Origin of the sequence: Meridianimarinicoccus roseus (assembly GCF_003172915.1) — a bacterium.
Lineage (GTDB): Bacteria > Pseudomonadota > Alphaproteobacteria > Rhodobacterales > Rhodobacteraceae > Meridianimarinicoccus > Meridianimarinicoccus roseus.
Genome location: NZ_QGKU01000002.1, coordinates 26,969 through 50,245 on the forward strand (window position 1 = coordinate 26,969; position 23,277 = coordinate 50,245).

A 23,277-nucleotide genomic window follows, 5' to 3' on the forward strand; every position below is an offset into this window, starting at 1 on the left:
GCGAACGAGATGTCGTCGGTCAAGACGCGGTCCTTCGCTGGCGCGCGCGGGGGGCGACAGGCACCGGCCTTGCGCGCGGCCGGGCAGGGCGGGGGATCAGGGGGCGAACTTGCGGCGCAGGGCGTCCTCGACCTCGGGAGTGACGAAGCGGGACACGTCGCCGCCAAGCCGGGCGATTTCTTTCACCAGCCGCGAGGCGATGGCCTGGTGCTGCGCCTCGGCCATCAGGAACACGGTTTCGATATCGGCCCTGAGCGCACGGTTCATGCCCACCATCTGGAACTCGTACTCGAAATCCGACACCGCGCGCAGGCCCCGGATGATGAGCGACGCGCCGACGTCATGGGCGCAGTCGATCAGAAGGTTCTCGAAAGGGTGCACGATGACCTCGCAGCCCGCGTCGCGCCCCATGCCTTCGAAGGTGGAGCGAATGATCTCCACCCGTTCTTCCAGCGTGAAGAGCGGGCCTTTGTCGCGGTTGATGGCCACGCCGATGACCAACCGGTCCACCAGCGCGAAGCTGCGGCGGATGATGTCGCCATGCCCAAGGGTCAGGGGATCGAATGTCCCCGGATACAATCCGATACGCATGGGGTGTGCCTTTGATTTCCGCTCCCGGTTCAGCGCACGCAACATTATCATGCGCGCCGTTGCAAGGCCGGGGCGGTGTGCTGCGCCAATCTGCCCGAGCAGCCCCCGCCGCTTGCCCGGAAGGCCCGGTGCGGCGGTATGCAGGCCCGATGCGCGGCCTGATCAGAAGCCCATGATCATGCCTTGCAGCGCGTCCTTTTCCATTTCCAGCTTGGACAGCTGCGCCTTGACCACGTCGCCGATGGACAGGAAGCCGACCATATCGCCGTTGTCGTCCACCACGGGCAGGTGACGGAACCGGCCATCGGTCATTTTTCGGAACAGGTCGTCGCTGAGATCGTCGATGCCGCAGGACACCGGGTTCGCAGTCATGATGCTGTCCACGGTCTGTGACATGCAGGCGGCGCCCTTGCGGCCAAGCTCGCGCACGATGTCGCGTTCGGACACGATGCCATCCGCGCGCTTGCCGTCGCCGGACACGATCACGGCACCGATCCGCTTGGCCGAGAGAAGCTTCGCGGCCTCTTCCACGGACGACCCCGGTGCCACGGTGATGACGCTGTCGCTGTCCTTGGATTTCAGAATCTGTTGCACGCGCATTTTCGGCTTTCCTCCCCGCCTTCTTGTCTTCTAACAGGTCAGACCGCGTGCCACGATCTGTCAAGGACATTTGCGGGGCTTGGCGGGGAAATGCCTTTGCGCGGGCGGCTTTACCGCAGGCCCTGCGGCGTCATAGACAGGCGGAAGCGATAACGGGAGGACGGTCATGGACAGCATAGGTCACTATATCAACGGCGCGCGGGTCGCGGGCACGAGCGGGCGCACGGCGGACGTGTTCAACCCCGCCACGGGCGAGGTACAGGCGCAGGTCGCGCTGGCGGGCAAGGCGGAACTGGACCGCGCGGTGGCGGACGCCGCTGCGGCGCAGCCTGCCTGGGGCGCCACCAACCCCCAAAAGCGTGCGCGGGTCATGATGGAGTTCGTGCGCCTGCTGAACCGCGACATGGACAAGCTGGCCGAGGCGCTGTCGCGCGAGCACGGCAAGACGCTTCCCGATGCCAAGGGCGACGTGCAGCGCGGGCTGGAGGTGGTGGAGTTCTGCATTGGCGCGCCGCATCTGCTGAAGGGCGAGTTCACCGACAGCGCGGGTCCGGGGATCGACATGTATTCGATGCGTCAGCCATTGGGGGTGGTGGCGGGCATCACGCCGTTCAACTTTCCGGCGATGATCCCGATGTGGAAAATGGCCCCGGCGCTGGCCTGCGGGAACGCTTTCATTCTCAAGCCGTCCGAGCGCGATCCTTCGGTGCCGCTGATGCTGGCGGAGCTTCTGTCCGAGGCGGGGCTGCCGGACGGCGTGCTGCAGGTCGTGAACGGCGACAAGGAGGCCGTGGACGCGATCCTGGACAACGAGACGATCCAGGCTGTGGGCTTTGTCGGCTCCACCCCGATCGCGGCGTATATCTATGCGCGCGGCTGCGCCAACGGAAAGCGGGTGCAGTGCTTCGGCGGGGCGAAGAACCACATGATCGTCATGCCCGACGCGGACATGGACCAGGCGGCCGATGCGCTGATCGGCGCGGGTTATGGCGCGGCGGGCGAACGCTGCATGGCGATCTCGGTTGCGGTGCCCGTGGGCGATGAGACGGCGGACCGGTTGATCGAGAAGCTGGTGCCGCGGATCGAAAAGCTGAAGGTCGGGCCCTATACCGCCGGAGCGGACGTGGATTACGGCCCCGTGGTGACGGCGGCGGCGAAGGAGAAGATCCTGGGGCTGGTGCAGTCGGGGATCGACCAGGGCGCGGAGTTGGTGGTGGACGGACGCGATTTCAGCCTTCAGGGGTATGAAGACGGGTTCTTCGTGGGCCCGCATTTGTTCGACCGGGTCACGCCCGAGATGGACATCTACCGGCAGGAGATCTTCGGGCCGGTGCTGTCGTGCGTTCGCGCGCCGAGCTATGACGCGGCGCTGGCGCTGGCGATGGACCATGAGTACGGCAACGGCACGGCGATCTTCACCCGCGATGGGGACGCGGCGCGCGATTTCGCCAGCCGGATCAATATCGGGATGGTGGGGATCAACGTGCCGATCCCGGTGCCGCTGGCCTATCACACCTTCGGCGGCTGGAAGAAATCGGGGTTCGGCGATCTGAACCAGCACGGGCCGGACGCTTTCCGTTTCTACACGCGCACCAAGACCGTGACGGCGCGCTGGCCGTCGGGTTTGAAGGATGGCGGCGAGTTCCACTTCAAGGCGATGGACTGAATCGGAACGGGGCGGCCTTCCGGCCGCTCCGTTGCTGTCTTCCGGTACCCTTGTGGTAGGGCCGCTGTCAGGTGCGGCGGCGGGCGACCCCAAGCGCGCCAAGTGCACCGCCTAGCAGGAACACGCCTGCCGGAAGCGGGACCTGCGGTGTCGGCGGGTTGCCCGGGCCGGACGAGGGCGTGCCGGGCGTGCCGACGTACGTAACGTGGCTCAGACCACCGGCCGGGTTGCCGGAATAGGTGATCGTCTGGGTCGCACCGGCGCTGTTGTAGATGTACGCGGTCTGGCGGCCGACCTTCAGCGCGACATAGGCCGATGTGAAGTCGAAGGTGTTCGCCGGGCTTTCGTCACGGGTTGCGCCGCTGGCCTCGAATGTGCCGGTGGGAGTAAAGAACGCGTTCAGCGCGTTGACTTCGCTTTCGGGGCTGGCATTGCCAAGCACCTGACCATCGGCGATCAGGTCGGACAGCGTGCCGTCGTTCAGCACGCCCCGGCATGCAATCGAACAGGTCACTTCGCCGAACACGTAGTTATAGTGTGATGTTCGGACCGTTCACGCGGGTGCCAACGATATCGAGGGTCGTCGAGGCGGTGGCTGAGCTACCGATCAACAGAGCCGCGATTGCGGAGAAAAAAGACTTGTTCATGTGATGTTTTGCCTTTCGGGCGTAAGAATTACTTACGTTTAGGTAGAATATACCCGAAAGTCTGTACCTCGAATAACCAATCGATAAGAAGAGGTTAATAGCAACCAAGGCGCGAGGGGATTCAACCCTAGCAGGAAATTCACAGGAAATTTCGAGTTAGACACGTGCGGCAATCGCTTTGGAAGCTGTAGCGCCGATCAGGTCACTCGCCTCTGGGGTGCATAGTCTGCCTCGGCGGTGCGACTCAGCCCGGGAAGCCGAGCACCTTGCGCACGTAGTTCTGGGTCTCGCGGTAGGGCGGCACGCCGCCATGTTCGCGCACCGCGCCCGGCCCGGCATTGTAGGCAGCTAGCGCAAGCTGCCACGATCCGAAGGTGTCGTACTGTTCGCGCAGGTATCGTGCGCCGCCTTCAAGATTCTGGCGCGGATCGTACGGGTCAACGCGCAGATATTTCGCGGTGCCTGGCATCAGCTGCGCCAGCCCGATCGCCCCTTTGTGCGAGATCGCCAAAGGGTTCCAGTTGCTTTCCTGCTGCACCAGCCGCACGAACAGCGCCTGCGGGATGCGGTGCTTGCGGGCCAGTTCCTGGGCGATAGGCAGGTAGATGCCGCGATACTGCGCGCTGCCCGCGCGGGGCAGGGCCAGCCCGGCCGGAAAGTCCGTCTGCGGTACCAGCCGCGAGGAATATTCGTATTGCGACGCCGCGCGCCGGTCGAGCACGTCGACCTGTTTGCTGAAGATGGCCGACCGCGCCTTGCTGGACACGGTCGCGGTATCGGCCAGCGCCGTGCCCCATGCCAGCACGGCAAGTGCCCCGATTCCGATCAGTTTGCGCATGCGTGCCTGCCCCGGTTCGATCCTGGTTGGCGGTCTTTTAGCGTTTTTCGGCCCGCAGCGCCAGTCTGCCGGGGCGGTGCATGTTCCTTCGCGCGGCGGGCTATGATTAAACAGGTCCACGCAGCAAGAATCGTCGAAAGGACAGCGTATGGCAGGGTCGGTCAACAAGGTCATTCTGGTGGGCAATCTGGGGCGTGACCCGGAAGTGCGGACATTCCAGAACGGCGGCAAGGTGGTCAACCTGCGCATCGCCACGTCCGAACGCTGGCGCGACCGCAACACCGGCGAAAATCGCGAGAAGACGGAATGGCACAGCGTCGCCATCTTCAGCGAACCGTTGGCCAAGGTGGCCGAGCAATACCTGCGCAAAGGCAGCAAGGTTTACCTGGAAGGCCAGCTTGAAACCCGCAAGTGGCAGGACCAGAGCGGGCAGGACCGGTACAGCACCGAGGTCGTGCTGCGCCCCTACAAGGGCGAGTTGACCATGCTGGACGGGCGCGGTGAAGGCGGCGGCGGTGGCGGCGGCTATGTGTCGGACCAGTCCGCTGGCGGATATGACGACCGCGGCGGGTATGACGACCGTGGCGGCATGGGCGGCGGCGCTGGCGGCGGCGGCGGCGGTGGAGGGCGTCGCGCCCCGGCGCCGTCGAGTTCCATCGACGACGACGAAATCCCGTTCTGATCGCACCGCGGACTGTGGTGACGGGCAGGGGCGGCGCATCCGGGGCCGGAGCCGGGACGCGCCGCCCCTGTGCGTTTCTAAGCCCCGGTGCGGGGCAAAGCACCGGCGGGGCCGCGCGGCGGGGTGCGAAGCGGCATGATTTTTAGGGTAATATGATACCTATTTTTCAAGTCACTGTTTGTGAATGATTTATCCGGGCGGCCGGGCCTTGACTGCGCCGCGTAAACCCGTAGAACGCGGCAATCCGAGTTTCCGGGCGGGCCGCCATGCCTTCCCGACCAACACCGAAGGTCGTGACCATGAAAACCTTTACAGCCACTCCGGCTGATATCGACAAGAAATGGATCCTGATCGATGCCGAGGGCGTCGTTCTGGGCCGTCTTGCGTCGATCATCGCCATGCGCCTGCGCGGCAAGCACAAGGCCAGCTTCACACCGCACATGGACATGGGTGACAACGTGATCGTCATCAATGCCGACAAGGTGCAGCTGACCGGCCGCAAGCGCACGCAAAAGACGTATTACCGCCACACCGGCCATCCCGGCGGGATCAAGTCGGTCACTGCCGACAAGGTTCTGGACGGCGCGCATCCCGAGCGGGTGCTGGAGAAGGCCGTGCAGCGGATGCTGCCGGGCAACCGCCTGAGCCGCAAGCAGATGACCAATCTGCGCATCTATGCCGGCACCGAGCATCCCCATGAGGCGCAGGCGCCCGAAGTGCTCGACGTGAAGACCCTGAATTCCAAGAACACCCGGAGCGCATGATGGCTGATGAAATCAAATCGCTCGACGACCTGAAAGGCGCCGTCGACATGGCCGAGACCGGCATGACCGACCTCTCGGCGCTGGAAGATGCAGCCCCGCGCGAGCCAGTCCGCGACAGCCTTGGCCGTTCCTACGCCACCGGCAAGCGCAAGGACGCGGTCGCCCGCGTCTGGATCAAGCCGGGTTCGGGCAAGGTCGTGGTGAACGGCAAGGACATGAGCGTGTATTTCGCACGTCCCGTGCTGCAGATGATCCTGCGCCAGCCCTTCACCGTGGCCGGTGTCGAGGACCAGTTCGACGTGATGGCGACCGTCAAGGGCGGCGGCCTGTCCGGCCAAGCCGGCGCGGTCAAGCACGGCGTGTCCAAGGCGCTGCAACTTTATGACCCGTCGCTGCGCAGCCCGCTGAAGGCGGCAGGCTTCCTGACCCGCGACAGCCGCGTCGTGGAACGCAAGAAATTCGGCCGCCGCAAGGCCCGCCGGAGTTTCCAGTTCTCCAAGCGCTGATCGCGTTTGCATACCATCCGGAAAAAGGGGTCCTATGCGGCCCCTTTTTTCATGTCCGGTTGCAGGGTCTGTTTACACCGGCCGTGCAAGTCGGAATAACTTGTCCAAACAGGGCCGGGGCAGGGTGATGGCAGGAGCAACGCAGAGGTCTGAGGCCGCGACCGGACTGGCGCTGGTGGCGCCGCCGCTGGTCTACGCCGTGGCACTGTTGGCGGTGCCGATGGCCGTGATCGTGCTGTTCAGCTTCTGGACGCAGGATTACCTCGATCTCGATACCACGCTGACGCTGGACAATTACCGCGAGGCCTGGACCGACCCGATCTATCGCGAGCTTATGGCGCGCTCGGTCTATATCTCGGGGGTGGTGACGCTGATCACCGTCGTGCTTGCGTTCCCGGTCGCCTATTACATTTCGTTCCACGTCGCGCCGGAACGCAAGGCGCTGTGGATCTTCCTCGTCACAATTCCGTTCTGGACCTCTTACCTTGTGCGGATCTTCCTGTGGAAGGTCATCCTGGGGTTCAACGGGGTGCTGAACACCTCGCTCATCGGGATCGGGCTGATCGACGCGCCGCTGACCGTGATCCTCTACAACCTGAACGCGGTGGTGATCGCGCTGGCCCATGCCTTCGCACCCTTCGCCATCCTGCCGATCTTCGTCGCGTTAGAACGCATCGACCGGTCGCTTCTGGAAGCCGCGCGCGACCTTGGTGAAACGGCGCGTTCGGCCTTCGTGCGGGTGACGCTCCCGCTTGCCATGCCCGGCGTCGTCGCGGCGAGCCTGATTGTATTCATCCCAACCATCGGCGATTACATCACACCGCGCCTCGTCGGCGGGCCGGGCGGGTTGATGATCGCCAACATGATACAGACCCAGTTCCTGAGGCTGAACAACGCGCCGATGGGCGCGACGCTCGCGGTGTTGGCCATGCTGATCGTCAGCGGCATCGCGCTGCTGTTCGTATTGGCCAACCGCCGCTTTCTGAAGAGGCGCGGCTGATGCGGGGGCTGCGGATCTACACGCTGCTCTATCTTGCGTTCCTCTACCTGCCCATCGTGCTGTTGCCGATCTTCGCGTTCAACGACTCGACTGTGATCGCCTTCCCGCTGGCCGGTTTCACCACGCAGTGGTTCACCGAACTGGCGGACATCCCGGCGCTGCATGCCGCGGTGCTGACCTCGCTCAAGATCGCGCTGGTGACGGCGGCGGTGTCCACGCTGCTGGGCATCTGCGCCGCGCGCGCGGCGGCGCGCTACCGCTTTCCGGCCAAGGGCGGGATTATGGGGCTGGTGATGCTGCCACTGGTGCTGCCCGAGATCATCGTGGCCGTGTCGCTGCTGGTGGTGTTCCTGCAACTCGGCCTGCAACTGTCGGCTCTGACGGTGATCCTGGGCCATGTGCTGATCTGCACGCCGTTCTGCATCGCCATCCTGAACGGCGCGTTCCAGTCGCTCGACAATGCGCTTGAAGAGGCGGCGGTGGACCTTGGCGAAACCGGCTGGGGCGCCTTCCGACTGGTGATCCTGCCGCTGGTCATGCCCGGTATTGTCGCCTCCATGCTGATCGCCTTCACAATATCAATGGACGAATTCATCATCGCGTTCTTCCTGTCCGGCACCGAGGCGACGCTCCCGGTCTACCTGTGGGGGCAATTGCGCTTTCCGCAGCGCCTTCCCGCGGTCATGGCGCTTGGCACGATCCTGGTGGCAGCGTCGGTGATCCTTTTGACAATCGCGGAACTGGCCCGGCGGCGCGGCGTGCGCAAGCGGGGCGACACCGATACTGGAGGCTTCCTGTGACCCCCCTGATTTCCCTCGCAGGCGTGGAAAAGTACTATGGTGACTACCACGCGCTGCGTGACCTGACGCTGGAGATTGGCGCGGGGGAGTTCTTTTCGCTGCTCGGTCCGTCGGGATGTGGCAAGACGACCCTTCTGCGCACCATCGCGGGCTTCGAGACGCCCAGCAGCGGCAGCCTGCGGATCGACGGGCGCGACATGACCGGCGTTCCAGCAAACCGCCGTCCGACGAACATGGTGTTCCAGTCCTATGCCATCTTCCCCCATCTGAGTGTGGCGGAGAATGTCGGATTCGGGCTTCGGCGCGCAGCAGGCAGCCGAGCCGAAAAGATGAAGAAGGTCGAAGAAGCCCTTGAAATGGTTGGGCTGAGCGGGTTCGGCAAGCGCGCGGCCCACGCCCTGTCGGGCGGGCAACGGCAGCGCGTCGCGCTGGCCCGGGCACTGATCCTGAAGCCGAAGGTCTTGCTGCTGGACGAACCTATGTCGGCGCTGGACAAGAAGCTGCGCGAACAGATGCAAGGCGAACTGCGCCGTCTGCAACGGCAGGTGGGTATCACCTTCATCCTTGTCACCCATGATCAGGAAGAAGCGCTGATCATGTCCGACCGGATCGCGGTGATGTTCGACGGGCGTATCGCGCAGCTGGACACGCCGCAGCGGCTGTATCGCGCGCCGGTCAACCGGCAGGTGGCTGAGTTCATCGGGATGATGAATTTCCTGCCCGGCGAATTGCGGCGCGAGGACGGCCGTTTCGTGGCGTCGATCCGCGGGCTGGGCACGATCCCTTTGCCGGAGGAGCAGGTCCCGACGGGCGCGGGGCCGGGTCCGGCGCAATTCGGCCTGCGCCCCGAAAGCCTGAGCGTCGTGTTCGGGAGCGAGGCGCTGCCGACCGGCTGTTTCAGCGACGGTACGGTGGCGGAGCGCGCCTATTACGGCGACATGACCTACTACGATATCGCCTTGTCGGACGGGGCTGCGCCGATCACCTGTTCGATGCGAAACCTTGTCTCGCGCCCCGTACTGGAACGGGGCACGAAGGTGCGGCTGGCGTGGGAGCCGGGCGCCTTGTGCATCTTTCCGGGCTGACGCCTCTGCCCGCCCGGCGAGAGGCGGCGGGATCGGGGCAGAGCGACCGGGATCAGCCCTTGGCGCCAAGAAACTCCATTACCGCCGGGCGCACCGATTGCGACCCGTCCCGCTTGGCCGCTTCGATGACGGCGCGCAGATCGGTCAGGTTGGTCTGCCGGATCAGGTGCTTGACCGGGCCGATGGATGCCGGGCGCATGGACAGGGCGCGCAGGCCCATCGCTGCGAAGCAGATCGCCTCGATAGGGCGGCCCGCATCTTCGCCGCAAAACGATAGCGGCGTCCCGGTTTCGGCGCAGCGGTCGACGATCTGTTCGAGGAAGCTGAGGAAACTGACATTGAGCGTGTCGTAGCGGCGGCGCACGCGTTCATTCTCGCGGTCGGCGGCGAAGAAGAACTGTTTCAGATCGTTCCCGCCGATGGAGATGAAATCAGCCATCTCGAAGAACTGGCGTGGTGCGAACGCAAGGCTTGGCGTTTCCAGCATCGCGCCGACATCGACCCGTTCGGGCAGCACGTGGCCCAGCTTGCGCTCGCGCTCCATCTCGCTCAGCAGCATGGCGCGGGCCTGCCGGAATTCGTCGAACTGCGCCACGAAGGGGAACATGATTGTCAGCGGCCGTCCGGCGGCGCCCCGTATCAGCGCCTGAAGCTGCATCCGCATCACGCCCTTCTTGTCGAGCCCGACCCGAATGGCGCGCCAGCCCAGCGCGGGGTTCGGTTCCTCGGTGGGCTTCATGTAGGCCAGCACCTTGTCGGACCCGATGTCGAGCGTGCGGAACGCCACGCGCCGCCCGCCGGCCGCATCCATTACCCGGCCATAGAGGCTGGCCAATTCGCCCCGGCGGGGCACCTTGGATCGGATCAGGAATTGCAGTTCGGTGCGAAAGAGGCCGACGCCCTCGGCGCCTGATCCTTTCAGACTGGGCAGATCAGCCATCAGCCCCGCATTCATGTAGAGCACGATGCGCTGGCCACATTCTGACGTAGCAGGCAGGTCGCGGATGCTGGCATAGCGTTCCTGCGCCTTGGCCTGCATCGCCAGCTTGTCGCGGAACGCCGAGGTGACGGTGTCGTCGGGGCGCAGGTGCACCACGCCCTGATCGCCGTCCACCAGCACCGCGTCGCCATTCAGTGCCTCGGTGGTGATGCCGGTCGCGTTGACGATCAGCGGAATGGCCCATGCGCGGGCGATCACGGCCGCATGGCTTCCGACCGACCCTTCCTCAAGCACCACGGCCTTGAGCGTGCGGCCGTATTCCAGCAATTCACCTGGGCCTATGTTGCGCGCGACCAGCACCGCATCCGCAGGCCGTTCGGCGCCGGTATCGCGCCCCTGTCCGGTCAGGATGCGCAGCAGGCGGTTGGAAAGATCGTCGAGATCGTGCAGACGGTCGCGCAGATAGGCGTCGGGCACCGTGCGCATCCGCGCCTGGGCGTCGGACTGTTCCTTTTCCACCGCGGCCTCGGCCGACAGGCCTCGGGCGATGTCTTCTTCCATGCGGCGCAGCCAGCCCTTTGAATTGGCGAACATGCGGTAGGTTTCCAGCACCTGCACATGGTCGCCCTCGATCTTGCCGGCATCGGCCAGCAGGCTGTCGAGATTGCCGCGCAGGGTCTTGATCGCGGCGCGCAGGCGTTTCAGCTCAGCCTCCGGGTCGTCGCCGATCGGGTTGGTGATGACGACGCGCGGGTCATGCAGGAAGACATGGCCCTCGGCGGTGCCTTCCTGCCCGACGCCGCCGCGGAATATCTGCGCGCGCTGGTGCAGCGGCGTCATGCTGTCGGCCTCACCCATGATGGCGCCCAGCTCGGCCATTTCGGCCAGAACCATCGCGACAACTTCGAGTGCATAGACCTCGTCGTCCGAGAAGCTGCGCGCTTCCTTGGACTGCACGACAAGCACGCCCATGCGCTGGCCAAGCCGCTGGACCGGCACGCCAAGGAACGAGGAATACACCTCTTCACCGGTTTCGGGCATGAAGCGGAACCCGGGTTCCTGCGGGGCGTTGGCGCTGTTGATGGCGCGGCTGGTGGCAGCGACGCGCCCCACCAGACCTTCGCCCAGCCGCATCCGAGTCTGGTGCACCGATTCCGGGCGCAGCCCTTCGGTTGCGCACAACTCAAGTGTGTCATTGTCGCGGAACAGGTAGATCGAGCACACCTCGGTGCACATGCTGTCTGCGATCAGCTTGGTGATCCGGTCAAGCCGTTCCTGACCGGCACCGCCATCTGCCAGAGCCTCCCGCAGACGGCCGAGCAGTTTCCGGCTTTCAGTTTCCGTCGCTTGGGGCATGCGGGTCCGTCAGGAGCTTTTCTCCAGTTCGAATTCATCATGGAGCGCCTGAACCGCAAGTTCCATATATTTCCGGTCGATCAGGACGGAAATCTTGATCTCGGATGTGCTGATCACCTTTATGTTGATGTTCTCGGCCTTGAGCGCGGCGAACATCCGCGCGGCGACGCCGGCATGGCTGCGCATGCCGATCCCCACAACGGAGATCTTGCAGACCTCCTTGTCGACGACGAGGTCGCTGAATTCGATCTGGCCGCGCGACTTGGCATCGAGGATCGCCTTCTCGGCGCGCGCAACCTGATCGTAGGGGCACGAGAAGGTCATGTCGGTGACCGCACCCGGGTGGTCGTCGTAATCCTTTTCGCTGATGTTCTGCACGATCATGTCCACGTTGACACCGGCCTCGGCCAGCGGACCGAAGATCGCGGCGGCGATGCCGGGACGGTCCTCGACGGTTACGAGGGTGATCTTGGCTTCATCGCGGGAATAGGCGACGCCAGAAACGACTTTGCTTTCCATGATTTCCTCCTCGTCGCACACCAGCGTGCCGGAATTCGGGGTGCTGTCCTCGAACGAGGACAGGACGCGCAGCCGCACCTTGAAGCGCATCGCAAGTTCTACCGACCGGGTCTGCAACACTTTCGCGCCGAGGCTGGCCAGTTCCAGCATCTCCTCGAAGGCGATCCGGTCCAGTTTGCGCGCCTTGGAGGTGATCCGCGGGTCGGTGGTATAGACGCCGTTCACGTCGGTGTAGATGTCGCAGCGCTCCGCGTCGAAGGCGGCGGCGAAGGCGACGGCGGTGGTGTCCGACCCGCCGCGACCCAGAGTGGTGATCCGCCCCTCGGGGCTGAGCCCCTGGAAGCCCGCGACGACCGCGACCTTCATGCCTTCGGCGAATTTCTGGTCGATGTTGTGGCGCGGGATGTCTTCGATCCGGGCCGCCGAATGGGCCGAGGTGGTCAGCAGCGGCACCTGCCAGCCCTGCCAGCTGCGCGCGGGCACGTCCATTTCCTGCAGCGTCAGGGCCATCAGCCCCGCTGTCACGTTCTCGCCCGAGGACACGACGGCATCGTATTCGCGCGCGTCGAAGAGCGGCGAGGTCTCGTTCACCCAGCCCACCAGTTCGTTGGTCTTGCCAGACATTGCCGATACAATGACAATCACGTCATAGCCGCGGTCCACCTCGGTACGGACCTTTTCGGCCGCGTTGCGGATGCGGTCGAGATCGGCCACGGACGTGCCGCCGAATTTCATCACAAGGATCGGCATGATCGCTTTGGTGCCCCCCGGTTCCGGGCCGGCCCGGCCCACGTGACTGGCCTTGGCGACCAAGACCCTCTGGTGTCCGGCGCGTCGCCGGTCGGGGCTGTTTATGCAAGCGAGGGGTCGCCCGCAAGAGTGCGCTTTCCCGTGCGGCGTTCAGAAGGCCAGCGGCGTGCCGTCCCATCCCTCGAACACCCCGGTGCTGGCCGGGCCGAGCGCGTCGAAGCGGGTGGTCAGGCCCGCGACCGCTTCGGCGATGCCGATATCGGCGCCTGGCCCGCCCATGTTTGTGCGCACCCAGCCGGGATGGTAGACACCGACCGCGACGCCTTGCGACGCAAGGTCAGCGGCAAGGTTGCGCCCGAGGTTCGTGACCGCCGCCTTGCTGGCACGATAGGCGTAAGAGCCGCCGGGAGCGCGCGCGCTCGATCCCATCAACGACGAGACGATGGCGATGCGCGGCGCTGGGGCAAGGCGCAGTGCCGGCAGCAGCGCTTCCACCGTCAACCAAACGCCTGTGACGTTGACAGCGAAGGCCGCAGCGAAATCGGAAGCGGGGATGCCGGTGGCAAGACTGCGGTCGGGGCCGGGAAATACCCCGGCATTGCAAACCAGCAGATCGAGCGGCGCACCGTCCAGCCGGGCGGCAAGCGGCGGGAAATCCTCGGGCCGGGTCACGTCGAGAGGAAGCAGGCGCCGGTCGGTGTCGGCGGCCGCGCCGCGCACGGTGCCGAAGGCTTCGGTGCCGGGGGAAGCAGTGTAATGGTCGAGAAGCGCGCGGCCGATGCCGCGGCTGGCGCCCGTGATCAGAACGCGCACGGGTCAGTTCACCTTCTTCGGGTTGGCGAAGGGCAGCGGAAGCACAGGGATGCCGTCTTCCAGAAGCGCGCGTGCCTCGTGCGGGGTGGCCTCGCCGCGGATCGCGCGTTCCGGTGCCTCGCCGCCGTGGATCGCCCGCGCCTCGTCGGCGAAACGGGCGCCGACATTTTCGGTCTCGCGTTCGATCTTGTCACGCAGCGCGGCGATCGCGCGCGCCAGTTCGCCCTTTGGCGGTGCAGAGAGGGCGTTGGCGGGAACAGCTGCATCTTGCTGCGCGTCGGGCGCGCCCTCGGACGCTGTGGCTCGGTCGCGCCCGACTGTCACGCGGGGCGCCATCGGGGCTTTTTCCACCCGGTCCGAGCCACAGACCGGGCAGGCGAGGTGCCCTGCGTCACGCAGCGCGTCGTAAGCCGCCCCGGAGGGAAACCAGCTGTCGAACGCGTGGCCCGAGGCGCATTTCAAAGCGTAGCGGATCATTCCCGAATTCCCTGACCTGTGGCCGTGACCCTAGCGGGGCGAAGCGTCATGGCAACTCCCCGGTAATGGTGGCATCGCCCGCCGCGCGTCATCGCCCGATGGCGGCGGGATCGAAGTTGCGCAGGATTTCGGCCAGTTCGGGTTCGTTCACCATTTCGGCGGCGCGCTTGCGCGATACCCACTTGCGCGTGCGCTGGCCGCTTTCCGGGTAGCGGCGGCGCAGTTTCTTGACCTTCACCGGATACAGCGCGACGACGCAGGGCAACGCTTCGCCGCCGGGCACGCCCTTGTCGTAGGTATAAAGCCCGGCGCAGACCGGCAGCGTCTTGCCCTGCACGCCGGCTTCCTCGAACGCCTCGACGGTCGCGCTGCCTGCAGGTGTCTGACCCTTGACTGGCCAGCCCTTGGGCACGACCCAACGCCCGGTGTCCCGGCTGGTGATCAGAAGGATCTCGACCTTGCCTGCCTTCGTGCGGTAGCACAGGGCGCCGTATTGCGAACGGGCATTGAGGTCGCGCAGCAGGTCTGCACCGATGGGCGAGGAATGGCGGCACTGTTTGGACATCCGGGCGTCTTGTCTGCCTCTGGTCTTGGTTGAACTGGTCAATGAATCAGCGTTCGGCAGTGCGTCGTGTTCCGCCTTGACTGAAATGTTCCGGGGGGTTGCCCTGCGGGCAGGTGGCTTCGCTTAGCCCAGGACGGTGGCCTTTGTCCATTGGGTCGGATCATCAAAATGACGTTTCTTGATCGCCCCGTGCCAAGCGTTATGTCCACCTTTGAATGGAGGATCCGATGCACCGCTTTCTTAACCGTCTGTCACGCCTTGCCGCGTGGATCTGCGCGATTGCGGCACTACCCGCCGCGGCATTCGAATTCGACTCGATCGATGGCGGCACGCTCGATCTTTCGGCTTGGGAAGGGCAGCCGGTGCTGGTGGTCAATACCGCCTCGCGCTGCGGCTTCACCGGGCAGTACGAAGGATTGCAGGCGTTGCAAGACACCTATGGCGCCCAAGGGCTTGTGGTGCTGGCGGTGCCGTCGGACGACTTCCGCCAGGAGCTGTCGAGCGAGGCCGAGGTCAAGGATTTCTGCGAGACGACTTTCGGGCTGACGTTGCCGATGACCACGATCACTTCGGTGCGGGGCGGGGCGGCGCACCCGTTCTACCGCTGGCTGGCCGACGTGCATGGTTTCACGCCGCGCTGGAATTTCAACAAGGTGCTGCTCGATCCGTCCGGTGATGTGGCCGCGACCTTCGGATCCACCACGCGGCCCAACTCGGCGGAACTGACTTCTCGGATCGAGGCATTGCTGCCCGAATGACCGGAACCGGGGCGGCGGCGCGGGACGACGCGACGGAGCTGCCGATCTTCATCGGGTCCGAAGTCTATCGCGGGTCGTCCTACGGGCGCTGGCACCCGCTTGCGGTGCCGCGTGTGCCGCAGGTCATGGACCTGTGCCGGGTGCTGGGCTGGCTGCCCGCCGCGCAGTACCGCAACAGCCCCCGCGCCAAGCCGGAGGGCCTGACGCTGTGGCACACGCCGGAATACGTGGCCGCGCTGCGGCAGGCGGAACGCGCGCAGACGGTCAGCGACGCGGTCCGTGCGCGCCACAACATCGGCACCACCGCGAACCCGATCTTCGGCGAGATGTTCTCGCGCCCGGCGACCGGTGTGGGCGGCGTGATGCTCGCCGCCGCGCTGCTGCACAGGGGCGGGGTCGTACATACGCCCGGCGGCGGCACCCATCACGGCTTTCCCGACCGTGCGAATGGCTTTTGCTATTTCAACGATCCGGTGATGGCCGTGCTGGCACTGCGCGCGCAGGGGTGTCGGCGCGTGGCATACGTGGACATCGACGCGCATCACTGCGACGGGGTGGAGCACGCGTTTGCGGCCGACCCGGACACGCTGGTGGTATCGGTGCATGAGGAAAACCGCTGGCCGCGCACCGGGGCGCTGGAGGATCGCGGCGTCGGCAATGTCGTGAACCTGCCGGTGCCGCGCGGGCTGAACGACGACGAGATGGCGTTGATCCGGGACAAGCTGATCCTGGCCCGCGTCGCCGCGTTCCGGCCAGATGCGATCGTGCTGCAATGCGGTGCCGACGCGCTGGAAGAAGACCCGATGTCCCGGCTGTGCCTGTCGAACAATGCCCATGTGGCTATCGTGACCGCGCTGCGCGCGGCCAGTCCGCGGCTGATGGTGCTGGGCGGGGGCGGCTATAATCCGTGGTCGGTTGGTCGGCTTTGGACGCGGGTCTGGGGCACGCTGGCGGGACAAGAGATCCCCGCGCGCCTGCCGCCGGCGGCCGAGGCGGTGCTGGCGGCGCTGCACTGGACCGGGCTCCGCGCGCGGCGGGCGGTCGCGCCGCACTGGTTGACGACGCTGGCCGACCCGCCGCGCGGCGGCGCGATCCGGCTTGAGATCCGCACGCGCGTCGCAGCGCATGGCGGCGTGATGGTGTAGGGCGCGACGGTCCGGGTTGCGCGCCGCTTGCGCCATCGGGCGGCGGGCGCTACCTGCAACGCGGGCGCATCAAGCAAGAGGCAAGGGGCCATGTTCACAGGCATCATCACCGATATCGGCCGCGTCGTCGCGGTGGAGCAGAAGGGCGATCTGACCGCCCGCATCGCCACCGGCTATGACATGGCCGGGGTCGCGCTTGGCGCCTCGATCGCTTGCGACGGCGTGTGCCTGACGGTGACCGCCAAGGGTACGCTGCCGGACGGGCAGGGCTGGTTCGACGTGGATATCTCGGCAGAAACGGTATCCAAGACCAACATCGCCGCGCAGGGCTGGACGCCGGGACGGCGGCTGAACCTCGAACGCGCTCTGCGGGTCGGGGACGAGCTTGGCGGGCATATCGTCTCGGGCCATGTGGACGGCGTGGCCGATGTGACGGCCGTGGCAAACGAAGGCGACAGCACACGCGTGACGCTGCGCGCGCCGGATGGTCTGGCCCGGTTCATCGCTCCGAAAGGGTCCGTCGCGCTGAATGGCACATCGCTCACCGTGAACGAGGTGGATGGCGCCAGCTTCGGGATCAACTTCATCCCGCACACCAAGCAGATGACCACCTGGGGCGACGTGGCGGTTGGCGACGCCGTGAACCTCGAGATCGACACGCTTGCCCGCTATGTCGCGCGCCTTGCCGAGATGCCCGGCCACGGCTGATGCCGCACGCGTCAACCGCTGAAAAAAGGACTTCCCGCCGCCCGGGGTCAAGGGTTAACCTATGGTAAGCTCAGGGAGGCGTGCGATGTTCAGACGGTTCAAACTTGGCGGCGGCCCGCGCCGCGCATTCGGCGGGTTCGGCAGGGGGCTGGCGCTGGTCTGCGCACTGGCCGCGGCCGGTGCGGCACAGTCCGCCACCACAGTCTTCAGCGACGATTTCAACGATGGCGACGTCAGCGACTGGACGCTGACCTTTGCCTCTGCGCCCATCGCTGGGACGGCAGGGCTGGCGGCAAGGGCCTTCCAAGGCGGCACGGTGTTCGAGCCGTTCTTCCTTGCACCGCCGGGCGGGTCCGCCCTGCGGGTGCAGGGGTCGCGGTCCTTCATCGCCCCTGTGACCGGCAGCTACACGCTCGCCCTTCTGGCCAACAGCTATGAATGCAGCGGCTGCACCATGAGCTTCGAGGTGCTGGTGAACGGCGCCACGATTGCCAGCGTCGCCGCACCCAGCAACACGGCGCTGTCGGCGTACAGCTATTCCCTGAACCTCGCGGCCGGTAGCAACACGCTGACGCTGGGCATGTTCACGACCGGTGCCAGCAGCGGCCGGTTCGGCGCGCGCTTCGACGATGTTGTGATCTCGACCGACGCGGCGCTTGTGCCGCTGCCCGCAAGCGGGCTGGCGGCCATGGCGGGGATCGGCGCGCTTGCGGCGTTGCGCCGCCGCCGGTTTCAGCCGGACATCCCCGCCACATAAGGCGCCAGCAGGGCGGCGATCGCGGCGTTGGCGGGGGTCTGCACCCCGGCCTCGGCCCCAAGGCGCACGACTGCGCCGTTGAGCCACGGGGTTTCCAGCGGCGCGCCCTTTTCCAGATCGACCGAGGTCGAGGCGCGCGCATCGGCCGGGGCGCCTTCCATGAAGGCCATGTGCCGCGCCACCACGTCGGAGGGCAGGGCGACACCGCGCGCGCGGCCCACCGCCTCGGTTTCTTCCATCACGCGTTCGAAGAGCGCCAGCAGGTCGGGATGGGCGCGGATGTCGCCGATCCGGCAACGCGCCCCGGCTGTAACGCCCGACATGGCGCTGAACAGCACGAATTTCGTCCAGACCTCGGCCTCGATGTCGTCGACATCGGGTGCGTCTGGCCCGGCGTCGCGGATCGCCGTGCGCAGCGCCGCGATGCGGTCCGTGGGCCGGTTGTCGCGTTCGCCGAAGACGAAGCGCCCGTGCATCCCGGCGCGGCCGGTCTGGCCGATCACGCCGGGTTCCGTGATCGTCGTGAACACGTAAGCCACGCCGTTGGCGACGTTCTGCGGGGGCAGGATCGCGGCCAGGCGATCCGCGGCCTCCACCCCGTTCAGGAACGGCACGACCACGGTGTCCGGACCGATGAGCGGACGGCAGGCAGCGGCCGCGGCTTCCAGCCCGCCGCCCTTCACGCCGAAGATCACCGCGTCCACCGGCCCGATCTCGGCCGGGGTGTCTGTGGCGATGGCAGGGGTGAACAGCTCTGTTCCGGTGGGCGTGTCCAGCCGTAGCCCCGCCGCCCGGATCGCCGCCAGGTGCGGACCGCGCGCGATGCAGGCGATGTCGTGCCCGCGCTGGCCCAGCCGAACCGCGAGGTATCCACCGATGCCACCCGTGGCCATGGTCGCAATGCGCATGTGATCGTCCCTTTCCGTGATCCGCCGCCACGATGCGCGGACGCTGCGGTCTGGTCAATGGGACGGGCCTGCCTTATGTCTGGCCTGCACGACAGCGGAGCCCCCATGGCCGATACAGACGATACCGACTACTCCGGCGCGATTTCCAGCGTCGAGGAAATCATCGACGACGCGCGTAACGGGCGCATGTTCATCCTTGTCGATCACGAGGATCGCGAGAACGAGGGCGACCTGGTTATTCCCGCGCAGATGGCCACACCGGAGGCGATCAACTTCATGGCGACGCACGGGCGAGGGCTCATCTGCCTGACGTTGACCGGCGAACGGATCGACGCGCTGGGTCTGCCGCTGATGGCATCTGACAACTCGTCGCGGCATGAAACCGCCTTCACCGTCTCGATCGAGGCGCGCGAGGGCGTGACGACGGGCATTTCGGCCCATGACCGCGCGCGCAGCGTCGCCGTGGCGATCGATCCATCGAAGACCGCTGCGGACATCGCGACGCCGGGCCACATCTTCCCGCTGCGCGCGCGCGACGGCGGCGTGATGGTCCGCGCGGGCCATACCGAAGCCGCTGTGGACGTGGCGCGGCTTGCCGGGCTGAACCCGTCGGGAGTGATCTGTGAGGTGATGAACGACGACGGCACGATGGCACGGCTTCCAGACCTCGTGGCCTTCGCGCAGCGCCACAACCTGAAGATCGGCACGATCAGCGATCTGATCGCCTACCGCCGCCGCCACGACAACCTTGTCGCGGTGAAGGAGGAGCGCACCGTCACCAGCGAATTCGGCGGCGACTGGACGATGCGGATCTATTCCGACACCGCCCATGGCGACGAGCATATCGCGCTGATCAAGGGCGACCTGACGGGCGACGCGCCGGTGCTGACGCGGATGCATGCGCTCGATCCGATGCTCGACGTGGTTGGCCTTGGCGGTCCGGGCCGCGCGTCCGAGTTCGGCCAGGCGATGCGCGTCATCGCGGCAGAAGGGCGCGGCGTGCTGGTGCTGCTGCGCGACACCACGATGAAGCTGCAGGCCGAGGATGCGGCGTCGCCGCAGACATTGCGGCAGTACGGGCTTGGTGCGCAGATCCTGTCCTCGCTTGGGCTGTCCAAGCTCGTGCTGCTGACGAATTCCGCGAAACCGAAGGTGGTCGGGCTTGACGCCTACGGGCTTTCCATAGAAGACACGCGTCCCATCCCCACGGAGTAAAACGCCTTGGCCGGTCAATCGCACCATATCCTGCCGCGTCCCGCGTTCGACGCGCCGCCGCGCCTGCTGATCGTCGTCGCGCCTTTTTACAAGGACATCACCGACGGTCTTGTCGCTGGCGCCGAGGCCGAGATCGCGGCGGCGGATGGCGCCAGCGAGATGTGCGAGGTGCCGGGCGCGCTGGAGCTGCCGACGGCGATCCGCCTTGCGGACCAGAGCCGCGCGTTCGATGGGTTCGTCGCGCTTGGCTGCGTGATCCGGGGCGAGACGACCCATTACGACACCGTTTGCAACGACAGCAGCCGCGCGCTGACACTGCTGGGCCTTCAGGGCCTGAGCATCGGCAACGGCATCCTGACGGTCGAAACCTACGAACAGGCGGCGGTGCGCGCCGATCCCTCCGGTCAGAACAAGGGCGGCTCTGCGGCGGCGGCGGCACTGCACCTGATCGCGCTGACCCGGCGCTTCGTGAACACACCCAAGGGCGTCGGCTTCGGCCGTGGCGGGTCGGACGCATGACCGCCGGAACGACCTCAAACCTGTCTGGAAACCAGCGCCGCAAGATGCGGTCCGCAGCGCGATTCTTCGCGGTGCAGGCGCTGTTCCAGATGGAAACCACTGGCCAAACGATCGAGAACGTCACGGCGGAATTCGCGAACTATCGCTTCGGCGAGCGGTTCGAGGACTATGACATGGTCGAGGCGGATACTGACATGTTCCGCCGTCTTGTGACCGACGCAGTGAACTGGCAGGCGAAGATCGACCAGATGACCGACAGGGCGCTGGTTGCGAAATGGCCCATCGCGCGGATCGACCCGACGCTGCGAGCGCTGTTCCGGGCCGCGGGCTCGGAACTGCTGGACGAGAGCACGCCGACACCGCCGAAAGTGGTGATCACCGAATTCGTCGGCGTGGCCGAGGCGTTTTTCCCTGATGCCAAAGAGCCGAGGTTCGTCAACGCGGTGCTTGATCATATGGCTCGCGAGGCCCGGCCCGAGGCATTCTGACTGCGGCACGGCGCATTGGGGTGGCAAGTACCGGTGCGAGGCCCTATGTATGTTGCATGACACAGGAGGCCCCGATGCCGCATCTCGTGAAGCTCTACATCCGCCAGGTTTTGATCGGTTACGCCATTTCCGCCGCGTTCGTGGCGATGCTGATGGTGTTCAATGTGGCGAACCTCTGGCACCTCGTGTCCGGCTCTTCCATCGGGTGGCTGGCTGTCTTGATGCTTTGGGTGTTCAACGGCATCGTGTTCGCGGGGGTTCAGTTCGCCTTGTCACTGCCGAAGGGGCATGGGGATGACACTGGGCGGGGACGCCGTGATCCCGTGCATGTGCCGCTGGCTGAACCGGTTCCGGTCAGGGTGCGAGCGCGCGGCTGAGATACCGGTATCTGTCAGTAGAAAAGACGCGCAGGCGGCTTGATCGAGCCGCCTTTTTCATGCGCTCTGACATCAGTATCGCCGCATAATATATTGAAATTCATGCTTTCTTTCTGGGTTGAATTAAGAAAGCGGCGGGCCCGCGCGCAACCGTGGAGGCTAGCTATTCCCGAGAGCCTGTATATACAGGTGGGCGCCAGGTAACATGACCAGGGCCATGACAGAGCCAGCTCCCTCGGTTTTGCTTAAGGCCACTGGAATTGAGCCACAGACACGGGAAGGGCAGCACCCGCCTGATTGTCACATAAGCCGGACGGGGGCGCGCGGCAAGGGCTGCGGCTTCCGGTGCAGGCTTGATTTTTGTTCACCTATTGTTCATGTTCATACAATGAACTTGGCAAGACCTCATGATGCGGCGGCGGCGGCCGCCGACCCGCTGGCGCCCGGTGCCTTGCTCGCGCGCGGGGTCGCTCGGCACCTGCGCGGGCACGACTTCATGTCGGTGCCTGAATTCACCCTGCCTACGGGTCTGCGAGTGGACCTGATGGCGCTGGGCCCGAAGGGAGAATTGTGGGTCGTGGAATGCAAGTCGTCGCGGGCCGACTACATGGCCGATGCCAAGTGGCAGGGGTACCTCGACTGGGGCGACCGGTTTTTCTGGGCGGTGGACGCGGCCTTTCCCGCCGATCTGCTGCCCGAAGGCACGGGGCTGATCCTTGCCGATGGTTATGACGCCGAAATCCTGCGTATGCCTGATGCGACACCGGTCGCGGCCGCGCGGCGCAAGGCGCTGACGCTCAGGCTGGCCCGGATGGCGGCTGCGCGGCACCATGCGCTGCGCGACCCCGGTGTCATTTCGGGCGTTTGACGGCCTTGGCCTGCTGCGCGGCAGCCATGATCTCCTCGGCGATCTCGATCGCTTCCTGCGGCTCGAAATCCATCGGGATCTCGGTCCCGTCCGCTTCCACGAAGATGCGGACCATGCCCCTGTCGGTCGGTCCGATCTGCAAGTTGGCGACCACGTCGCTTTCGCTGTTGATGCCCATGGCATGCTCCTTTTCGAGATCGCCTAGCGCGTTGGCGCGGCGCGGGCAAGGGTGGTGACGGTTCGGGTGCAGCGAGGCGACGCCGCCTGCGCGGCCTGGGCGGCGCGGGTCCAGAGTGACCACTACCGGAAGGTGGAATGCTTCGATGCCAGTTTCGACGCGGCGCTGGAACGTGCCCTGGCGGGGGTGACGGGGCATGGCGCGCCCTTTCCGTCGCTCTGGGTCGCAATGAGGGGCGACACTCGGCTGGGCTGCATGGTGTGCACCGATGACGGGGACAGCGCGGCGCGGTTGAAACTGGTCTACGTTGTGCCCGAAGCGCGCGGGCAGGGCGTGGCGGAGCTTCTTCTCAATCGGGTTTCGGATCATGCGGAAGCCAATGGTTGCAGGCTGTTGCGCGTCTCCAGCTTTGCCGAGCACGGGGCGGCGCGGGCGTTCTACGCGGCGCGGGGCTTTGTTTGTGCGCCCGCCGGGTCGGTCCGTGCCTTCGGCCGCACGCTGTCGCTGGAACACTGGGAAAAACCGCTGTTCTGACTGTCGACCGGTCTTGCAATCGGCAAATCGCGAGGCTAAACCCTCGCAACGTGCCGCCTTAGCTCAGTTGGTTAGAGCGCTGGATTGTGGATCCAGAGGTCCCCTGTTCAAGCCAGGGAGGCGGTACCATCACCCCGAAATACCCTGTGTCCCGCTGAATTCCCGTGTCGTCGGCTCGGCTTTCCAGTCATCCGCGCGCACAAAAAAACGCGGCCCGCAAGCC

Annotated in this window: 28 protein-coding genes and 1 tRNA gene; 18 read left to right on the forward strand and 11 right to left on the reverse strand. The window is 65.8% G+C overall.

The annotated features are described in order from the left end of the window. Window positions 1-96: 96 nt before the first annotated feature. On the reverse strand, window positions 97-591 hold the full coding sequence (gene coaD / locus DKT77_RS00165; RefSeq protein ID WP_109809717.1) for a pantetheine-phosphate adenylyltransferase: 495 nt from the start codon (window positions 589-591) through the stop codon (window positions 97-99). Between the two features lie 162 nt (window positions 592-753). Further along, window positions 754-1,191 carry a CBS domain-containing protein gene (locus DKT77_RS00170; protein WP_109809718.1) on the reverse strand — a complete coding sequence of 146 codons (438 nt, stop codon included), beginning with the start codon at window positions 1,189-1,191 and terminating at the stop codon, window positions 754-756. A gap of 166 nt (window positions 1,192-1,357) precedes the next feature. On the opposite strand from DKT77_RS00170, the gene DKT77_RS00175 reads away from it, so the two are divergent. Further along, window positions 1,358-2,857 (forward strand): CoA-acylating methylmalonate-semialdehyde dehydrogenase, encoded by a 1,500-nt coding sequence (locus tag DKT77_RS00175; RefSeq protein WP_109809719.1) that lies wholly within the window; start codon window positions 1,358-1,360, stop codon window positions 2,855-2,857. A 67-nt stretch (window positions 2,858-2,924) separates the two neighbouring features. Here the strand turns inward: DKT77_RS00175 and DKT77_RS00180 are convergent, their stop codons facing one another. Continuing rightward, window positions 2,925-3,371 (reverse strand): VPLPA-CTERM sorting domain-containing protein, encoded by a 447-nt coding sequence (locus DKT77_RS00180; protein WP_238547580.1) that lies wholly within the window; start codon window positions 3,369-3,371, stop codon window positions 2,925-2,927. 377 nt (window positions 3,372-3,748) lie between these two features. Next, complete coding sequence (locus DKT77_RS00185) at window positions 3,749-4,342, reverse strand: lytic transglycosylase domain-containing protein (protein WP_109809721.1); 594 nt, start codon at window positions 4,340-4,342, stop codon at window positions 3,749-3,751. A gap of 148 nt (window positions 4,343-4,490) precedes the next feature. Between DKT77_RS00185 and ssb the strand changes: the two genes are divergently transcribed. From ssb to DKT77_RS00215, 6 genes are all read left to right on the forward strand, one after another. Beyond that, entirely contained in the window at window positions 4,491-5,024 is a 534-nt protein-coding gene (gene ssb, locus DKT77_RS00190; RefSeq protein WP_109809722.1) for a single-stranded DNA-binding protein, read from the forward strand. A gap of 299 nt (window positions 5,025-5,323) precedes the next feature. Then, entirely contained in the window at window positions 5,324-5,788 is a 465-nt protein-coding gene (rplM, locus tag DKT77_RS00195) for a 50S ribosomal protein L13 (RefSeq protein WP_109809723.1), read from the forward strand. After that, on the forward strand, window positions 5,788-6,294 hold the full coding sequence (gene rpsI / locus DKT77_RS00200; protein ID WP_109809724.1) for a 30S ribosomal protein S9: 507 nt from the start codon (window positions 5,788-5,790) through the stop codon (window positions 6,292-6,294). The genes rplM and rpsI overlap by 1 nt, the downstream gene beginning before the upstream one ends. A 127-nt stretch (window positions 6,295-6,421) precedes the next feature. Next, window positions 6,422-7,294, forward strand: a complete 873-nt coding sequence (locus DKT77_RS00205) for an ABC transporter permease (protein ID WP_109809725.1) — start codon at window positions 6,422-6,424, stop codon at window positions 7,292-7,294. Next, window positions 7,294-8,094, forward strand: a complete 801-nt coding sequence (locus DKT77_RS00210; protein ID WP_109809726.1) for an ABC transporter permease — start codon at window positions 7,294-7,296, stop codon at window positions 8,092-8,094. Before DKT77_RS00205 ends, DKT77_RS00210 begins: the two co-directional genes overlap by 1 nt. Next, complete coding sequence (locus tag DKT77_RS00215) at window positions 8,091-9,179, forward strand: ABC transporter ATP-binding protein (RefSeq protein ID WP_109809727.1); 1,089 nt, start codon at window positions 8,091-8,093, stop codon at window positions 9,177-9,179. The genes DKT77_RS00210 and DKT77_RS00215 overlap by 4 nt, the downstream gene beginning before the upstream one ends. A 52-nt stretch (window positions 9,180-9,231) precedes the next feature. Here the strand turns inward: DKT77_RS00215 and ptsP are convergent, their stop codons facing one another. The 5 genes from ptsP to DKT77_RS00240 form a co-directional block, all read right to left on the reverse strand. Beyond that, a complete protein-coding gene (gene ptsP, locus DKT77_RS00220; protein WP_109809728.1) occupies window positions 9,232-11,475 on the reverse strand; it encodes a phosphoenolpyruvate--protein phosphotransferase in 2,244 nt (747 codons plus the stop codon). Window positions 11,476-11,484: 9 nt separating this feature from the next. Next, a complete protein-coding gene (locus tag DKT77_RS00225) occupies window positions 11,485-12,744 on the reverse strand; it encodes an aspartate kinase (RefSeq protein ID WP_109809751.1) in 1,260 nt (419 codons plus the stop codon). Between the two features lie 150 nt (window positions 12,745-12,894). After that, complete coding sequence (locus tag DKT77_RS00230; protein WP_109809729.1) at window positions 12,895-13,557, reverse strand: SDR family NAD(P)-dependent oxidoreductase; 663 nt, start codon at window positions 13,555-13,557, stop codon at window positions 12,895-12,897. 3 nt (window positions 13,558-13,560) lie between these two features. Continuing rightward, on the reverse strand, window positions 13,561-14,034 hold the full coding sequence (locus tag DKT77_RS00235; protein WP_109809730.1) for a DUF1178 family protein: 474 nt from the start codon (window positions 14,032-14,034) through the stop codon (window positions 13,561-13,563). Window positions 14,035-14,122: 88 nt separating this feature from the next. After that, window positions 14,123-14,599 (reverse strand): NUDIX hydrolase, encoded by a 477-nt coding sequence (locus tag DKT77_RS00240; protein ID WP_109809731.1) that lies wholly within the window; start codon window positions 14,597-14,599, stop codon window positions 14,123-14,125. Between the two features lie 227 nt (window positions 14,600-14,826). Between DKT77_RS00240 and DKT77_RS00245 the strand changes: the two genes are divergently transcribed. The 4 genes from DKT77_RS00245 to DKT77_RS00260 all read left to right on the forward strand — a co-directional run bounded on the left by DKT77_RS00245 (window position 14,827) and on the right by DKT77_RS00260 (window position 17,967). Continuing rightward, entirely contained in the window at window positions 14,827-15,357 is a 531-nt protein-coding gene (locus DKT77_RS00245) for a glutathione peroxidase (protein WP_109809732.1), read from the forward strand. Then, entirely contained in the window at window positions 15,354-16,502 is a 1,149-nt protein-coding gene (locus DKT77_RS00250; RefSeq protein ID WP_109809733.1) for an acetoin utilization protein AcuC, read from the forward strand. The genes DKT77_RS00245 and DKT77_RS00250 overlap by 4 nt, the downstream gene beginning before the upstream one ends. Before the next feature lie 90 nt (window positions 16,503-16,592). Continuing rightward, window positions 16,593-17,210 (forward strand): riboflavin synthase, encoded by a 618-nt coding sequence (locus DKT77_RS00255; RefSeq protein ID WP_109809734.1) that lies wholly within the window; start codon window positions 16,593-16,595, stop codon window positions 17,208-17,210. An 85-nt stretch (window positions 17,211-17,295) separates the two neighbouring features. Continuing rightward, entirely contained in the window at window positions 17,296-17,967 is a 672-nt protein-coding gene (locus DKT77_RS00260; RefSeq protein WP_109809735.1) for a VPLPA-CTERM sorting domain-containing protein, read from the forward strand. Here the strand turns inward: DKT77_RS00260 and DKT77_RS00265 are convergent. Continuing rightward, window positions 17,943-18,875, reverse strand: a complete 933-nt coding sequence (locus tag DKT77_RS00265) for a ketopantoate reductase family protein (protein WP_109809736.1) — start codon at window positions 18,873-18,875, stop codon at window positions 17,943-17,945. The two genes, DKT77_RS00260 and DKT77_RS00265, sit on opposite strands and share 25 nt — an antisense overlap. Before the next feature lie 105 nt (window positions 18,876-18,980). On the opposite strand from DKT77_RS00265, the gene ribB reads away from it, so the two are divergent. The 5 genes from ribB to DKT77_RS00290 all read left to right on the forward strand — a co-directional run bounded on the left by ribB (window position 18,981) and on the right by DKT77_RS00290 (window position 22,342). Then, window positions 18,981-20,090, forward strand: coding sequence for a 3,4-dihydroxy-2-butanone-4-phosphate synthase (gene ribB / locus DKT77_RS00270; RefSeq protein WP_238547581.1), 1,110 nt, complete (start codon window positions 18,981-18,983; stop codon window positions 20,088-20,090). A 6-nt stretch (window positions 20,091-20,096) separates the two neighbouring features. Then, entirely contained in the window at window positions 20,097-20,609 is a 513-nt protein-coding gene (locus DKT77_RS00275) for a 6,7-dimethyl-8-ribityllumazine synthase (RefSeq protein ID WP_109809738.1), read from the forward strand. Further along, window positions 20,606-21,097, forward strand: a complete 492-nt coding sequence (nusB, locus tag DKT77_RS00280) for a transcription antitermination factor NusB (RefSeq protein WP_109809739.1) — start codon at window positions 20,606-20,608, stop codon at window positions 21,095-21,097. Before DKT77_RS00275 ends, nusB begins: the two co-directional genes overlap by 4 nt. A 74-nt stretch (window positions 21,098-21,171) precedes the next feature. Next, window positions 21,172-21,474: a hypothetical protein gene (locus DKT77_RS00285; RefSeq protein WP_109809740.1), complete on the forward strand. Its 303-nt coding sequence runs from the start codon at window positions 21,172-21,174 to the stop codon at window positions 21,472-21,474. Window positions 21,475-21,862: 388 nt separating this feature from the next. Next, window positions 21,863-22,342, forward strand: a complete 480-nt coding sequence (locus DKT77_RS00290) for an MmcB family DNA repair protein (RefSeq protein WP_109809741.1) — start codon at window positions 21,863-21,865, stop codon at window positions 22,340-22,342. Here the strand turns inward: DKT77_RS00290 and DKT77_RS00295 are convergent. Next, entirely contained in the window at window positions 22,326-22,520 is a 195-nt protein-coding gene (locus DKT77_RS00295; protein ID WP_109809742.1) for a DUF6324 family protein, read from the reverse strand. The two genes, DKT77_RS00290 and DKT77_RS00295, sit on opposite strands and share 17 nt — an antisense overlap. 54 nt (window positions 22,521-22,574) lie before the next feature. Here DKT77_RS00295 and DKT77_RS00300 point away from each other — a divergent pair, with 54 nt between their 5' ends. Both DKT77_RS00300 and DKT77_RS00305 read left to right on the forward strand, forming a co-directional pair. Next, a complete protein-coding gene (locus DKT77_RS00300) occupies window positions 22,575-23,054 on the forward strand; it encodes a GNAT family N-acetyltransferase (protein ID WP_146204930.1) in 480 nt (159 codons plus the stop codon). A gap of 52 nt (window positions 23,055-23,106) precedes the next feature. Continuing rightward, a tRNA-His gene (locus DKT77_RS00305) sits at window positions 23,107-23,183 on the forward strand. The last annotated feature ends 94 nt before the right edge of the window (window positions 23,184-23,277 follow it).